The 14,474-nt window shown below is 58.9% G+C and carries 11 protein-coding genes; 8 read left to right on the plus strand and 3 right to left on the minus strand.

Translation table 11 applies throughout. From position 1 onward, the window contains the following. Positions 1–100 precede the first annotated feature (100 nt). A complete protein-coding gene (locus tag ACA071_RS19840) occupies positions 101–1,417 on the plus strand; it encodes an MFS transporter (RefSeq protein ID WP_497645355.1) in 1,317 nt (438 codons plus the stop codon). A 109-nt stretch (positions 1,418–1,526) separates the two neighbouring features. Here ACA071_RS19840 and ACA071_RS19845 read toward each other — a convergent pair whose 3' ends face one another. Further along, the gene (locus tag ACA071_RS19845) at positions 1,527–6,299 is read right to left on the minus strand and encodes a DUF3320 domain-containing protein (RefSeq protein WP_497640728.1); all 4,773 of its coding nucleotides are present in this window, start codon (positions 6,297–6,299) and stop codon (positions 1,527–1,529) included. Positions 6,300–6,732: 433 nt separating this feature from the next. Then, positions 6,733–7,773, minus strand: a complete 1,041-nt coding sequence (locus ACA071_RS19850; RefSeq protein WP_497640729.1) for a gamma-aminobutyric acid-binding protein — start codon at positions 7,771–7,773, stop codon at positions 6,733–6,735. A gap of 627 nt (positions 7,774–8,400) precedes the next feature. On the opposite strand from ACA071_RS19850, the gene ACA071_RS19855 reads away from it, so the two are divergent. The 7 genes from ACA071_RS19855 (at position 8,401) to ACA071_RS19885 (ending at position 14,069) form a co-directional block, all read left to right on the plus strand. Beyond that, on the plus strand, positions 8,401–9,177 hold the full coding sequence (locus tag ACA071_RS19855) for an ABC transporter substrate-binding protein (protein ID WP_497640730.1): 777 nt from the start codon (positions 8,401–8,403) through the stop codon (positions 9,175–9,177). 79 nt (positions 9,178–9,256) lie between these two features. Continuing rightward, positions 9,257–9,946, plus strand: a complete 690-nt coding sequence (locus ACA071_RS19860; protein WP_497640731.1) for an ABC transporter permease — start codon at positions 9,257–9,259, stop codon at positions 9,944–9,946. A gap of 16 nt (positions 9,947–9,962) precedes the next feature. Then, on the plus strand, positions 9,963–10,658 hold the full coding sequence (locus ACA071_RS19865; protein WP_497640732.1) for an ABC transporter permease: 696 nt from the start codon (positions 9,963–9,965) through the stop codon (positions 10,656–10,658). 9 nt (positions 10,659–10,667) lie between these two features. Continuing rightward, the gene (locus tag ACA071_RS19870; protein WP_497640733.1) at positions 10,668–11,780 is read left to right on the plus strand and encodes a succinylglutamate desuccinylase/aspartoacylase family protein; all 1,113 of its coding nucleotides are present in this window, start codon (positions 10,668–10,670) and stop codon (positions 11,778–11,780) included. Positions 11,781–11,799: 19 nt separating this feature from the next. Next, positions 11,800–12,564: an ABC transporter ATP-binding protein gene (locus ACA071_RS19875; protein WP_497640734.1), complete on the plus strand. Its 765-nt coding sequence runs from the start codon at positions 11,800–11,802 to the stop codon at positions 12,562–12,564. 81 nt (positions 12,565–12,645) lie between these two features. Beyond that, positions 12,646–13,554 (plus strand): MurR/RpiR family transcriptional regulator, encoded by a 909-nt coding sequence (locus ACA071_RS19880; RefSeq protein ID WP_497640735.1) that lies wholly within the window; start codon positions 12,646–12,648, stop codon positions 13,552–13,554. Next, positions 13,551–14,069 (plus strand): GNAT family N-acetyltransferase, encoded by a 519-nt coding sequence (locus ACA071_RS19885; RefSeq protein ID WP_497640736.1) that lies wholly within the window; start codon positions 13,551–13,553, stop codon positions 14,067–14,069. The genes ACA071_RS19880 and ACA071_RS19885 overlap by 4 nt, the downstream gene beginning before the upstream one ends. Here the strand turns inward: ACA071_RS19885 and ACA071_RS19890 are convergent. After that, positions 14,064–14,462, minus strand: coding sequence for a VOC family protein (locus ACA071_RS19890; RefSeq protein ID WP_497640737.1), 399 nt, complete (start codon positions 14,460–14,462; stop codon positions 14,064–14,066). The genes ACA071_RS19885 and ACA071_RS19890 overlap by 6 nt on opposite strands. Positions 14,463–14,474 lie beyond the last annotated feature (12 nt).

Below are 14,474 nucleotides of genomic sequence, written 5' to 3' on the forward strand. Positions count from 1 at the left end.
TCAGTCTTTCAGTCCTGGCCAGTCGCAGCTGATGACTCAGCCCGCCGCGAATCTGCCCGCCGTCACCCCCGGCCAACTCACCCCCCGTGAACGCCGAGGGCTGTTGGCGATTCTGGTGTCGATTGCCCTGGCAGTGCTCGACACCGCCATCGCCAACACGGCGCTGCCCACCATTGCGGCGGATTTACAGGCGTCACCCGCCGCGTCGGTGTGGATCATCAACGCCTATCAACTGGCGGCCGTGGCCACGTTGCTGCCGTTTGCCGCACTGGGCGGGATCGTCGGGCATCGCAAAGTGTTCCTCGGCGGGATCATTCTGTTCGTGGCCTCTTCGGCATTGTGTGCCCTCGCCTGGTCACTGCCGACTCTGACCGTGGCCCGTGTCCTCCAAGGCGTCGGGGCCAGCGCGATCATGAGCGTCAACGCCGCGCTGATCGGCTTGATCTTCCCCCCGGAACGCCTCGGTCGAGGCCTGGGCTTGAACGCGCTGGTGGTCGGCACCTGCTTCGCCGCCGGCCCGACCATCGCCTCGCTGGTGCTGTCGGTGGCTAACTGGCCGTGGCTGTTTGCGATCAACCTGCCTCTCGGTGTGTTTGCCCTGGCCTTCGCCTGGAGTTCCTTGCCGACCAGCCAGCCCAAAGCTGTGGTGTTTGACGGGCTGACGGCGCTGCTCAATGTCATCACCTTCGGCGCACTGATTTTCTCGCTGAGTCAGGCAGCGCAGCTGGGTTCGATGAGCAGCGTGGTGATCGCATTAGCGGTGTTCCTGATCGCCGGGGCCTTGATGTTACGCCGGGAGGCCGGGCATCCGGCGCCGATGTTTCCTCTGGATTTGCTCAAGCGGCCGATGTTTGCCTTGTCGACGCTGACCGCGTTTTGTTCTTTCGCCACCCAAGGGTTGGCGTTTGTCTCGCTGCCCTTCTTCTTCGAAACAACCCTGGGACGCGATCCGATCCAGACCGGTTTTCTGATGACCCCGTGGTCCATCGTGGTGGCGCTGATCGCGCCGATGGCCGGACGCCTGTCCGACACCTATCCGCCCGGCCTGCTCGGCGGGATCGGCCTGGCCATCCTCAGCGCGGGCATGGTGTCACTGGCGATCATGCCGAGCGATCCTAGCGCCATCGGGATCGTGATTCGCATGATCATCTGTGGCATCGGCTTTGGATTTTTCCAGGCCCCCAACCAGAAAGCCCTGATGACCAGCGCACCCCGGGAACGCGCCAGCGGTGCCAGCGGCACCATCGCCATGGCCCGGCTGATCGGCCAGGCGACGGGCGCGGCGTTGGTGGCGTTGAGCTTCGGGATTTCAGGCACCCACGGCCCGGTGCTGGCGTTGAGCATCGGGGCCGGGTTTGCGGCGGTGGGGAGTGTGGCGAGTGGGTTGCGGTTGGTGGCGCGTAATACGGCGAGCTAGAGCGCCGAAAAAAAACAAGGGCTACAGAGAGTGGGCAATCCCTCCCTCTCTCTGCGAATCAACATTTACCCTCTTCGAAACTCAGCCTCCAATGGCAACCGCTTCCCCATCAACTAGCACTAGTAACTATTAGCCGACCTTCTCGCAGCTCCAACCGCCTGCTACTTGTCAGTTGATCGATTCTTTCTTCCAGCAGCGCGGTTACCTTAGCCGTCGCACGACCGAAGCCGAGAAGTCTCAGAGCGCCAGATATCGCGTCGTCTTGACTCATGGAAAAGCCCGAGATGATGATTTCTACCAAGGCCTGATCAAGTTCTTCCGGCGCCACCCACTCAAGTTTGCGTTCGGCGGACTCCCAATGGGCTCGGCTGCGGATGACAACTGGGCGATTGTCCACCGGGTGCAGAAATTCACCCCGGCGCGAGAAGTGCCTTTGCTTAACACCCAAACCAATTGCGTTCTCCACGGCGGCAGTAATTCTCGTGCCTTGCCGTGTCACCCCGAAGGCCTCCATGAGACGTCGGGTAACCTCCGCTGAATGCACCGGAGACTCAACTTCGACCACTGTGCGTATCAGCTGCAGTAGATGTTCGACTTGGTGTTGATGCAACTCCACTTGGTTAGTCACTGCAGCGAGTCGAGCCTTTTTATAAGGCTGGCTAGCGACCGGGTCGACTTCGGAAACGGTTTCGTCACGGATAATTTCATGTAGAGGCTCGACCGAAACTTCTTTGACCGAGGACGCACTACGACGATTTGCTATGCGCTCACGGGCCGCGTCAATGGCCGCCACGGTGCGGATAATTACTTGCTGAGGATTGCGAAACCAATCGGTGCTCCAGATTCGATGGAAGTTCCAACCCAACCCTTCGAGCACGCCTTGACGCAAGCGGTCGCGATCACGCGCCGAGCGCGAGCTGTGATAGGCAGCGCCATCGCATTCAACAGCCAGCACGTATCGGCCAGGGAAGTCGGGATCTTTCACGGCCAGGTCGATGAAGTACCCGGCAGTGCCGACTTGTGGCTCAACTTGATAGCCCAGATCGCGCAACGAACGGATCACCTCATCTTCAAAGGGTGAGTCGGTCGCCTTTCCGGTTTCCGTGGCGACTTCTAGTTCACCTGTTTCTGCGTACTTCAGAAAGTTTTTCAACGCACGAACGCCGTGTTTGGCGGTGGCATCAATCTCCAACTCATCGCCACGGAAGTTACAAAACACGCGCATCGCCAATTTGGCCCGCGTAATCAAAACGTTGAGCCGGCGATGCCCGCCATCTTTATTGAGTGGGCCGAATTCTCGAGCGATACGACCGGATTCGTTGCGGCCATAACCAATACTGATGAAGATTACATCGCGCTCATCCCCCTGAATGTTTTCCAGGTTTTTTACGAAGAATGGCTCGCTTCCCTGTGCGGTGAAAAACACGTCGGCTTGGGGTGTCTTGCGCCGCAACAACTCAACTTCAACGTTAATCAGGTCACGCTGCGGAACGCTGAATGCTGCCACGCCCAACGAAAGTTCCGGCGTTTCCAGCGCATGTTTCATTACCGCTTGAGCAACCGCTTTGGCTTCATCCTTGTTAGTCCGTGTGCGGCCACGGTCATACAGTGCCTGTGGTAGATAATCAAAGCTCACACCTTTGGCGTGGATATGCTGGCCTGCCGAAGGGAATACCACCAGTTTGCTTTCGTAGAACTCCACGTTGGAGACCGCGATAAGTGATTCGTGTCGGCTGCGATAGTGCCAGCGCAAATAGCGCTCCTGACTACCCGCTGCCTTGAACATACTGAGGATGCTTTCGATGTCCGCAGTGACGTCGTTTTCGTCATCAGGTGCGATGTCACGGCTAAACAAATCGCTAGGTGGCATTTGCCGGGTGTCTCCCACAACCACCACTTGCTTGCCGCGTAAAATCGCGCCGAATGCGTCGACGGCCTTCACTTGAGAGGCTTCGTCGAACACTACGACGTCGAATGCCAGCTTGCCCGGGGGAAGGAAGTTGGCGATGGACATAGGACTCATCATGAACACGGGCTTGATTTGCTGAATGGCCCGACCAGTCTTGTCGATCAATTGGCGAATCGGAATATGCCGGCGCTTTTTATTCAGCTCCGCGCGCAAGATTGCCATTTCACCCGGCTGATTCACGTTAGGCATGTCCTCCCATACCTGACGCGCCAGATACGTTTGAGCATGATTCAACGAAGCGGTATCAAGTGCCTTGAACCTGGCAATCTGATGTTCGTGCTTGATTCGATCAAATTGTTGTAACGCCGGCTTTTCAGCGTAGGCCTTCTGTACAAGTCCCGAATACCAGGAGAAGTCGAGAATCGCGGGTATCTGATCGGGATTTTCGCTTCGCAAGGCGATATTCAACAACTCGTCCAATTGAGCCTGATGCATCTCGCCCGACAGCACGTTGAGGCGAGCCAGTTGGTACAGCGCGCTGAGGCTGGACTGCCATAACTGCAAGCGCGCTCCCAAGGCAGAAAGATCCAGGCTTTGCAGCGTCTGCGCCGTGTCATCCTGCATGCCGATGACCTCCAGGCCCCTTTGCAATGACTCGGCGAGGCCAGCGAGATGCTCCTCGATGTCACTCACCGTATCCCCAAGCCCACTGGCGTCCGTGTGCCCGGCGAGGAACGCGATGATCCCTTGTGGAACATGGCCATTACCGAGATCTTCGTATAGCTGGACGACCCAGGCACTGACGCGCTCAAGTACTGCCCAGTCGGACTGCTGACGCTGCCATTGAGCGCCGAAAAGAGCGTTGCCCAGGCCCTCGTGTAGGTCGTAGACCTTCTGGCTTTGTTGATAGGTCAGAACCGAGTCGACCAACAGGAGTTGTTCGGCATTACTCGCAGGCAACGCACCCTGTGCAAGCCCTTGTAAACGAGCTTTGGACCCGCGATAGCGCCCCGAAAACACCTTCCACCATTTGTCACCGTAAGCCAGCAGGTTCTGGCGAACCTCCAACAAGTCCTGCTCCCATGCGGCCTCGATCAATTGGCCGCCATGGCTAGCCTTGCACGTGCTCATGCGCTGACCGGCATCGAGCAATTCGCGAATGGCATCGCGGCGCAGTTGCCAGTCACCGGTACTCAGCTCTACACCTTGTAAACGGGGCGCTTCGGCCGCACGCCTTGCGGCGCGGCAGATGACAGCAACGTCAGCGAGGGTCGCAGGTTGGGTCAGCATCAGTCGTAACGAAAGCGCCTTGGCGGCTGCGTCAAGTGCCGCCAAATGTGCACTTGCTTGTTGCAACGCGTCATTAGCGCTGTTCTGTTCAATAGGAGAAAAATAAGTTCGCTTGCTACCCCAGAATGGGTTCAGGTCTGGACGCCCCATTTCCTTAAGGTGGAGTGTCAGTTCTACAACTAAATCGCGACGTTTTTTCTGATCAATTTGAGTCCATGACGCCATCGGTGCGAAGGCGATCGTTGGCAATACGCCGTAGTTTCGCTTGAGTGAGAGGTAATGACCCAACACCTCGACAAAATCCTGGCCACTGGCACCTACATGCGCACTTACTGCGGCGCAATACTGGTTTAAATTGCCTTGTAACTGCGCCAGATTGGCCAGGTCGTCCTCGCCCACCTTAGTCAGCGGGCGACCCTGATCAAGCGTGCGACCCAGCTCCTTGAGCACCGAGGTTTTGGTGGATTTGTGGCTGTGTAATTCAAGTACCGCATCGCCTAAGTGGCATTCGTCGAGTCGACGTTTAACCACTTCCAGAGCGGCCATTTTTTCGGCCACGAACAATACGGTTTTTTTCTGGGCAATCAGTTCCGCGATGATGTTAGTGATGGTCTGCGACTTACCGGTGCCCGGAGGTCCCTGGATAACCAGGTTGGCGCCCTCTCGCACTTCGAGAATCGCTTCAGTCTGGCTGCTGTCTGCATCTTTGACGAATCGCACTTCTCCTGGCTGGAGCACCGAATCGATGTTCACATCCTCGGCATAGGCAGGTCGCTGATCACCAAAGCCAGAGCCCAGTAGTCGATTGATTACCGGGTGGACATCCGGTTGCTGGTCCTGTGGCCAACTCTTCGGGTCCAGATCCTTGAACATCAAAAACTTGCCAAAGGAGAAAAAACCGAGGGCTGCCTCGTTGACTGACACTTTCCAGCGGGGTTGTTTACTAACCAGATCCGCCACTTCAGCATAAAAACCGTCGAGGCTACCTTCTGTAGTCTCGAAGCGATCTTCACTGAAATCACAAGCCGCGAGGTCGAGGCCAAAATCGGTCTTGAGCTTGGCGATTAATGACAAGTTCGGCATCAACTCGTCGCCAGAGTACTTCAGTTTGAAGGCGTCCTTTGCGCCGCCGCGCTCAAGAGTCACCGGCAACAGCATCAAGGGAGCCTTGCGCAAATTCTCCGAGCTATCGGCTTCGTACCAATGAAGGAAACCCAGTGCCAGAAACAGCGTGTTGACCCCTTGCTCCTCGATAAAGGCACGCGACTCAGAATGAATCCTGAGCAATTGCAGGAAAAGCCGCTCCTCCTCCAGAACGGTCTGCAGCCGCGTATCTGTATACCGCCGCGCCCGACCCGCCTCGTCTACCTCATCGTCGACAGCATATGACTCACCCGAACTGTCGAGCTCATCCAATAGCAACTCATCAGTCGCAGCGTCCTGAGCGTCGTCTTCGTCTGGCAGCTCGAACCTCGCCAAAGTCACCATCCTTTGGCGCGCCTTCGGAGAAAAAGTCATGGACTTTTCCTGCCGATAGAGCAGGTTGAACACCGATTCGGACAGCTCATCCACCACCGCCAGCGTCCTGGCTGACGCGCGGAAATTCAACATGGTGTTGCGAAGGCCGATATCAAGCAGTTCCTTGCGGCTACCCTGCAGCTTTTGACTAATCCCTGAACTCATGGAGACTCTCTTGAAACGTGGTCGAGGCTGGAAACGACGAGGCCAGATGGCCATCACTCAACGGCGGAGCCTTGGATCATGAACGACGATCATCACCGTCACAACGAACTAATGGCGTCTGTAACCATTAATTTCCGTTAAGACTATAGATGCTGTTGGCATAGCTTCGAGGATATGAAGGGTTGCTTTTATATAGATGACGGACCACACGTCTCTAAAAAGCGGATTCGATGCGGCACAGGCAGGGCCACAACAAGGCAGATACCACTCAGGCATCACACCGAACCTGTGGCGAGGGGGCTTGCCCCCGTTGGACTGCGCAGCAGTCCCCTTCTTTGCTTGGAAAAGCGAGGGCCGCTTCGCGACCTGACGGGGGCAAGCCCCCTCGCCACAAAAGCCCTATCGCCACAGGTTTTTCAGTGTTCGCTCTGACTTAACGCGCCGCCCACGCATTAAACCGCTCTTCCAGCTCCTCACCATGATCCACCCAAAACTCCGCATCCACCGCCCGGGCCTTGGCCATGTTGGCTTCAGCAGTCGGCAATTGCTCCTGCACTTGCTTCGGTAGCAGCGCGAGGGCCTGGCGGTGGACCGGGCCGTAGGGGATGTTTTCCGAGAACACTTTCTGGGTCTGTGGCTGGCTGGCGAAGGCGATGAAACGCTCGGCCAGGGCCTTGTTCGGTGTGCCTTTGACCACGGCCCAATATTCCGGGTCGTAGAGGCTTTGCGGCCAGACGATGCTCAGGTTCATGCCTTCTTTCTGCGCCGAGGCGATGCGGCCGTTGTAGGCGGCGCTCATGACCACGTCACCGGCAATCAACCATTGCGCCGGTTGCGCGCCGGCCTCCCACCACTGGATGTTCGACTTGATCTTGTCGAGCTTGGCAAAGGCGCGACTCACGCCTTCGGGGGTGTTTAGCACTTTGTAGAGTTGATCCGGCGCGACGCCATCGGCCAGCAGCGCGATTTCCAGGGTGTACTTGGCGCCTTTGCGCAGTCCGCGCTTGCCCGGGAAGTCGCTGACGTTCCAGAAGTCCGCCCAGGAGCTCGGGGTCTTGGTCAGCTTGTTCTGGTCGTAAGCCATGACCATCGACCAGACGTAGGTGGCCACGCCACATTCGGTAAAGGTCCCCGGTACGTACTGGCTCTGATCGCCAAAACTGGCCGCGTCCAGTTTCTCGAACAAACCGGCATCGCAGCCGCGCAACAGTTCCGGGCTTTCGACTTCGACCACGTCCCAGCTGGTATGGCCGACATCGACCATGGCTTTGATCTTCGACAACTCGCCGTTGTATTCACCGGCGACGATGCGTCCGGCGCCGCTGGCGTTGAAGGGTTGGAAGTAGGCTTTGTCCTGGGCCTGCTTGGTGACGCCGCCAAATGAAATGACGGTCAAATCCTGCGGTGCGGCGAACACGCCGGTGCACAACAGGGCCAGGGAAAAAGGGATGCACGTACGTAAGGTTAAAGACATGGAACGCTCCCGCAGCTGTTTTTTTAAAATTAGGGTAAAGCCGGGCAGTGCTGGCCAGAGACCAATAACAGTTCCATCGTGCTGGCCTCATGGGACCTACATCGTTCTGAGTAACGGCTTCCATCCAGGAACGCCGAACCACGCAGGGTGTGGCTCGATAGTGCGACATCCCTCTACAGAGGAAAATTATTAAAAATATGCTTGGGAGCGATAAAAAAGCTCGTTAGCAGGTGATCCGACTGACGGTATTCCCCACCTCTTCGTCCCGCTGAAACCCTCCTGCGACCAGCCTCCAAGCCTTCAAGACCTGAGCAAACGCGGGATTTTTTGCGCTCCGTTTTGATATGTTTATTTTCAGTGTATTGATTTGTGAAATATTACATGTCATTTATAGCCACACCAAAACCACCAGAAATCGCCAGCCAAACACGGTTTCTGTAGCAGCTGGCGAAGCCTGCGTTCGGCTGCGAAGCAGTCGTGAAATCAGACACTGCGGTGTTTCAGGAAGACCGCGCACTCAGGTTTTACGACTGCTTCGCAGCCGAACGCAGCCTCGTACCTCGGCAGCTGCTACAGATCCTGTGGCAGCAGCAATACCCCCAACCGTCCCACCAAGGAGTCAACAATATGAACAAGACAGCACTTCTAGGCGCCCTGACGCTATGCGCCGCCAGCTTCCTGGCCCACGCCGATGAAGACAGCCTGCGCATCGGGATCGAAGCCGCTTACCCGCCCTTCTCCTACAAGACCCCGGAAGGCAATGTCAGTGGTTTCGACTACGACATCGGCAATGCGCTGTGCGAAGAAATGAAGGTCAAGTGCGAGTGGGTGATCCAGGAATTCGACGGCATGATCCCCTCGCTGAAAGTGCGCAAGATCGATGCGGTGCTGTCGTCGATGTCGATTACCGAAGACCGCATGAAGTCGGTCGACTTCAGCAAAAAGTACTACCACACGCCGGGCAAGTTCGCGATGAAGGCCGGCAACGTGATCAACGATCCATTGGTGGATCTCAAGGGCAAGAAAGTCGGCGTGCAACGTTCCTCGACCTACGACCGTTTCGCCACCGAGCAACTGGAAAAAGCCGGGGTCTCAGTGGTGCGCTACGGCTCACAAAACGAAGCCTTCCTCGACCTCGCCTCGGGTCGCCTCGACGCCACCCTCGCCGACATCGTCAACACCGATGAGAGCTTCATCAAGACCCCGGCCGGCAACGGTTTCGCCCTCGTTGGGCCGGACATCAACGACCCGAAATACTTCGGTCGCGGCGCCGGGATCGCGGTGCGTAAGGGCGACAGCGTGAACACCGCACGCCTCAACACCGCGATTGACGCGATCCGCGCCAACGGCAAGTACCAGCAAGTCATGGCCAAGTACTTCGCGTTCGATATCTACGGCGAGTAATCCCCTACCTGCAACCCTGGCGCCGGTCTCTGGCAGACGGCGCAGTGGTTTGTCTCGCGGTTTTTTTGAGGACTTCATCATGCTGCACGGCTACGGATCGAGCATTCTCGATGGCGCCTGGCTGACCATCAACCTGGCCCTGACCTCCATGGCCATGGCGATTGCCCTCGGCCTGATCGGCGCAGCCTTTCGCCTGTCGCCGCTCAAATGGCTGGCCATGCTCGGCGAAAGCTACACCACGCTGATTCGCGGAATTCCCGACTTGGTGCTGATCCTGCTGATCTTCTACGGTGGCCAGGACCTGGTGAACCGCATCGCTCTCGCGCTCGGATACACCCACTACATCGACATCAATCCCTTCATCGCCGGCGTTTGCACCATGGGCTTCATTTTTGGCGCCTACCTCTCGGAAACCTTTCGCGGTGCGTTCATGGCGATCCCCAAAGGCCAGGCCGAGGCTGGCATGGCGTATGGCATGAGTGGCGCGCAAGTGTTCTGGCGAATCCTTGTGCCGCAGATGATTCGCTTCGCCATTCCGGGGTTCACCAATAACTGGCTGGTGCTGACCAAATCCACTGCGCTGATTTCGGTGATCGGCCTGCAGGACATGATGTTCAAAGCCAAGAACGCGGCGGATGCGACCCACGAACCGTTCACGTTTTTCCTCGCGGTGGCGGCGCTGTATTTGATGCTCACCAGTGTGTCGTTGCTGGTGCTGCGCTATCTGGAAAAACACTATTCGGTCGGCATCAAAGCCGCCGAATTATGATCGGGAGCCAACACTGATGCTCGACTACAACCTGATCTGGGAAAACCTGCCGCTGTACCTCAACGGCGCCTTGTTGACCCTCAAAATGCTGCTGATTTCCCTGGCGTTCGGCCTGGTGCTGGCGATCCCGCTGGCCCTGATGCGCGTGTCGCGCTCGCCGTTGATCAACTTCCCGGCCTGGCTCTACACCTACGTGATTCGCGGCACGCCAATGCTGGTGCAATTGTTCCTGATCTATTACGGCCTGGCGCAGTTCGCCGCCGTGCGTGAAAGCGCGCTGTGGCCGTACCTGTCCAGCGCGACCTTTTGCGCCTGCCTGGCCTTTGCGATCAACACCAGTGCCTACAGCGCCGAACTGCTGGCCGGCAGTTTGAAGGCCACGGCCAACGGCGAGATCGAAGCCGCCAAGGCCATGGGCATGTCGCGCTTCACCTTGTACCGGCGAATCCTCCTGCCCTCGGCCCTGCGCCGGGCGTTGCCGCAATACAGCAACGAAGTCTTGATGATGCTGCAAACCACCAGCCTGGCGTCGATCGTCACGCTGGTCGACATCACCGGCGCCGCGCGGACGGTCAGTGCCCGGTTCTACCTGCCGTTCGAGGCGTTCATCACCGCCGGCCTGATCTACCTGGCCCTGACCTTCATTCTGGTGCGTCTGTTCAAGCTGGCCGAGCGCCGCTGGCTGGCGTACCTGGCACCGCGCAAGCATTAAGGAGCGTTTATGGAACACATTGAATATTTGTTGCCGTGGAGTGCTTCGGGCACGGAGCGGCGCCTGTCGCTGTTTCGTTTTGGCAACGGACCGCGCAAGGCGTACATCCAGGCCTCGCTGCATGCCGATGAGCTGCCGGGGATGCGTGTGGCGGTCGAGCTCAAGCGCCGTCTGCGGGTGCTGGAAGAACAAGGTCGGCTGAACGGTGTGATCGAGTTGGTGCCGATGGCCAATCCGATCGGTATCGGCCAAATGTTCCAGGCGACGCATCAAGGTCGTTTCGAGTTCAACAGCGGCAAGAATTTCAACCGCGACTTCCCGGAACTGACCGAAGCCGTAGCGGCGCTGCTGCAAGGTCAGCTGGGCGACGACGCCGACGCCAACACCGCGCTGATCCGCCGCGCCATGGCCGAAGTCCTCGCCGACATGCCACCTGCGACCTCGGAACTCGATGGCCTGCGCCGTCTGTTGCTACAACACGCCTGCGACGCTGACGTGGTGCTGGACCTGCACTGCGATTTCGAGTCGATCATGCTGCTTTACGCCATGCCGCAAAACTGGCCACGCCTGCGTTCATTGGCCGCCCGCCTCGGTGCCGGCGCCGCGTTGCTGGCCGAAGATGCCGGTGGCAGTGCTTTCGATGAAGCCTGCGCGTTTCCCTGGTTGCGACTGGCCGAGCTGTTTCCAGAAGCCGCTATTCCACTGGCCTGTGCGGCGACCACCATCGAATTGCGCGGCATGGCCGACACCGAGCGCGAGCAATGCATCGACAGCGCCGAAGCCATTCTCGGCTACCTCGCCGAACAAGGCCTGATCAGCGGTGAATGGCCAGAAGCGCCATTAACCTGCTGTGAAGCAACGCCGTTCGCCGGTGCGCAATACGCGTACGCGCCGCACCCCGGCGTCGTGAGTTTCCTGCAACCGCTGGGCGCGCGGGTCCGGGTCGGCGATCCGCTGTTCGAAGTCCTGGACCCGCTAACCGATCGCCACAGCATCGTGCGCGCCAGCACCGACGGCATCCTCTATGCCCGCGAGCGCCTGCGCTTTGCCCAACCCGGTTTGTGGCTGGCCAAAGTCGCCGGCACCCGCCTTATTCGCCAGGGTCGCTTGCTCAGCGACTGATTCCAGAAGAGTGAACAGCATGTACAAACTTGAAATCCAGAACCTGCACAAAAGCTACGGCTCACACGAAGTGCTCAAGGGCGTTTCCCTGGAAGCGAAGGCCGGTGACGTGATCAGCATCATCGGCTCCAGCGGCTCCGGCAAAAGCACGTTCCTGCGTTGCATCAACCTGCTGGAACAGCCGAACGCCGGCAACATCGTGCTCAATGGCGAACCGCTGAAACTGATCACCAACAAACTCGGCGGGCTCAAGGCCGCCGAGCCGAAACAGCTGCAACGCATGCGTTCGCGACTGTCGATGGTGTTCCAGCACTTCAACCTCTGGTCGCACATGAGCGCCCTGGAAAATGTCATGGAAGCCCCGGTGCACGTGCTGGGCATGGGCAAGAAAGAGGCGCGGGAAAAGGCCGAGCATTACTTGAACAAAGTCGGCGTCGCCCATCGCAAGGACGCCTGGCCGGCGCACATGTCCGGCGGCGAGCAACAGCGCGTAGCGATTGCCCGTGCATTGGCGATGGAACCGGAAGTGATGCTGTTCGACGAACCGACCTCGGCCCTCGACCCGGAACTGGTCGGCGAAGTACTCAAAGTCATGCAGGACCTGGCTCTGGAAGGCCGGACCATGGTGGTCGTGACCCACGAAATGGGCTTTGCCCGCGAGGTCTCGAACCAATTGGTGTTCCTGCACAAGGGCCAGGTCGAGGAGCGTGGCGACCCGCGCGAAGTGCTGGTCAATCCGCAGTCCGAACGCCTGCAGCAGTTTCTGTCCGGGAGCTTGAAGTAATCCCGCTGGCGCTGCGCACCCACGGTTGGCTTCGGATACACTCCAGCCAACCTTATGCCCTCAGGAACTGTTGAGCCGCACATGCCGACCTCTTCGAAAAACACCACGGTCTATGCCGCGCCGGTCATGCGCAAACTGGCGGAAATCGTCACCGAGTTGCCGCCGTCGCTGCGCAAGGTCGCGGACTTTATCCTGCGTCACCCCTTGCGCGCCGCTACGTTGACCATCGAAGAGATGGCCCACGAAACCTCGACCTCGCCCGCCGCGGTCAACCGCTTGGCCAAGGCCCTGGACCTGGGCGGCTACACCGGCATGAAGGCCGAGCTGGTCGCCACGTTGCAGCAGATGGTTTCGCCGGTCGACAAACTGCGCAACGAACTGGCCCATCGCACGGGCGGTGCATTTGGCCTGCATGAGCAAATCCAGAGCGCCAGCAGCAACCTCGCCACGGCGGCGACCAACAACCATGCCGACACCTTTGAGGCCTTCGTCACCTGCCTGATCAACGCACGCAAGATCTACATCCTCGGCTTTGGCAACAGCGTCTACTTCGCCGGCCTCGCCGCCTCGACCCTGATGCCGTTCTGCGCCGACGCCACCGCGATCAGCATGGAAGGCGGCAACGAAAACGCCGCGTACCGTTTGGCCGCGATCACCGATCAGGACGTGTTGCTGGCGATCTCGCTACCGCGCTATTCCCTCGACACCCTGCAACTCGCGCGCTTCGCCAACGAGCGTGGCGCCACGGTGCTGGCGATCACCGACTCCCCCGCCTCGCCGCTGACCAGCATCGCCGAACACACACTGTTTGCCCCGGCCGATCATCCGGTGCTGACCAGTTCCAATATCGCCGTGCTCGCGTTGATCGAAGGTCTGGTCGCGGGGGTGATGGCGCGGAACAAGGAAGCGGTGAAACTGGCGACGGAGTTGACTGAAAGCGTGATGGCTTACCTGCACATTCCCAGCAGCGCTAAGGCGCCGAAAAAATGATGACCACTACGACGCAATTGATCCTGAGGCCAGCGAAAGCCGATGACCTGGCGCGTCTGTTTGCGATCTACGGCGACCCCGAGACCAATCAATTCAACCCGGCCGGACCGCTGGCCGACATCCATCAAGCTGAAACCTTGCTGGAAGGCTGGCTTGAACACTGGAACGCCAACGGCTACGGACAATGGGCGATTGCCACCCGTGAAGCGCCGGAGCACATCATCGGTTTCGGCGGTATCGCGTTATACAACTACCTCGACGTCGAGCGACTGAACCTCGGTTATCGGTTTGACACCGCCGCGTGGGGCAAGGGTTACGCCACGGGACTAGGTAACGCTGCGCTGACGTTCGCCTTTGATGAGCTGAATGCCGAGCAGGTGTTTGCACTGGTCCGGCCGAGCCACCTGGCCTCAATCGGCGTGCTGGAGAAGATCGGCATGCAGCGCATCGATGTGCTCGATGACGTGCCGGGACAACCACAGAGCCTGGTATTCAAGGCCTGCCGTCACTTATGAGTGCTGCCAGCTCTTATAGACAAATTCAAGGCTATAGCCGTCCGGGTCGAACACATTGGCGGCGTAATAGCGCGGGTCGTAATACAGCCGTGCACTGGGCGCGCCATTGTCGGTAGCACCCGCCGCCATCGCCGCGGCGTAGGCGGCATCCACTTCGGCGGTGCTGTTGGCGACGAACCCGACATGCGCGGCTCGCCCTTCCACCACCCCTTCACGCAACCAGAAAAACACCCGCCCTTGCGCGCCGAACCCCTTGAGGTCCGGGTGGCCCGGCGGACCGTCCTTGCCCTCGAAGTCGAGGCGCCCGGTAATCCCCAGCGGGGCGAGCGCCGCGCTGTAGAAACGCACCGAGCGATCGATGTCGCTGACCGAAATAAACACATGATCAAGCATGGATTCGCCTCC

It is taken from the genome of Pseudomonas sp. LBUM1646 (assembly GCF_059716165.1).

Bases quoted from the DNA above. Each gene is read 5' to 3' on its own strand.
- ACA071_RS19860 (WP_497640731.1), top strand. From the start codon at position 9,257: ATGCTGCACGGCTACGGATCGAGCATTCTCGATGGCGCCTGGCTGACC.
- ACA071_RS19850 (WP_497640729.1), bottom strand. From the start codon at position 7,773: ATGTCTTTAACCTTACGTACGTGCATCCCTTTTTCCCTGGCCCTGTTG.
- ACA071_RS19855 (WP_497640730.1), top strand. From the start codon at position 8,401: ATGAACAAGACAGCACTTCTAGGCGCCCTGACGCTATGCGCCGCCAGC.
- ACA071_RS19880 (WP_497640735.1), top strand. From the start codon at position 12,646: ATGCCGACCTCTTCGAAAAACACCACGGTCTATGCCGCGCCGGTCATG.
- ACA071_RS19890 (WP_497640737.1), bottom strand. From the start codon at position 14,462: ATGCTTGATCATGTGTTTATTTCGGTCAGCGACATCGATCGCTCGGTG.
- ACA071_RS19845 (WP_497640728.1), bottom strand. From the start codon at position 6,299: ATGAGTTCAGGGATTAGTCAAAAGCTGCAGGGTAGCCGCAAGGAACTG.
- ACA071_RS19875 (WP_497640734.1), top strand. From the start codon at position 11,800: ATGTACAAACTTGAAATCCAGAACCTGCACAAAAGCTACGGCTCACAC.
- ACA071_RS19885 (WP_497640736.1), top strand. From the start codon at position 13,551: ATGATGACCACTACGACGCAATTGATCCTGAGGCCAGCGAAAGCCGAT.
- ACA071_RS19870 (WP_497640733.1), top strand. From the start codon at position 10,668: ATGGAACACATTGAATATTTGTTGCCGTGGAGTGCTTCGGGCACGGAG.
- ACA071_RS19865 (WP_497640732.1), top strand. From the start codon at position 9,963: ATGCTCGACTACAACCTGATCTGGGAAAACCTGCCGCTGTACCTCAAC.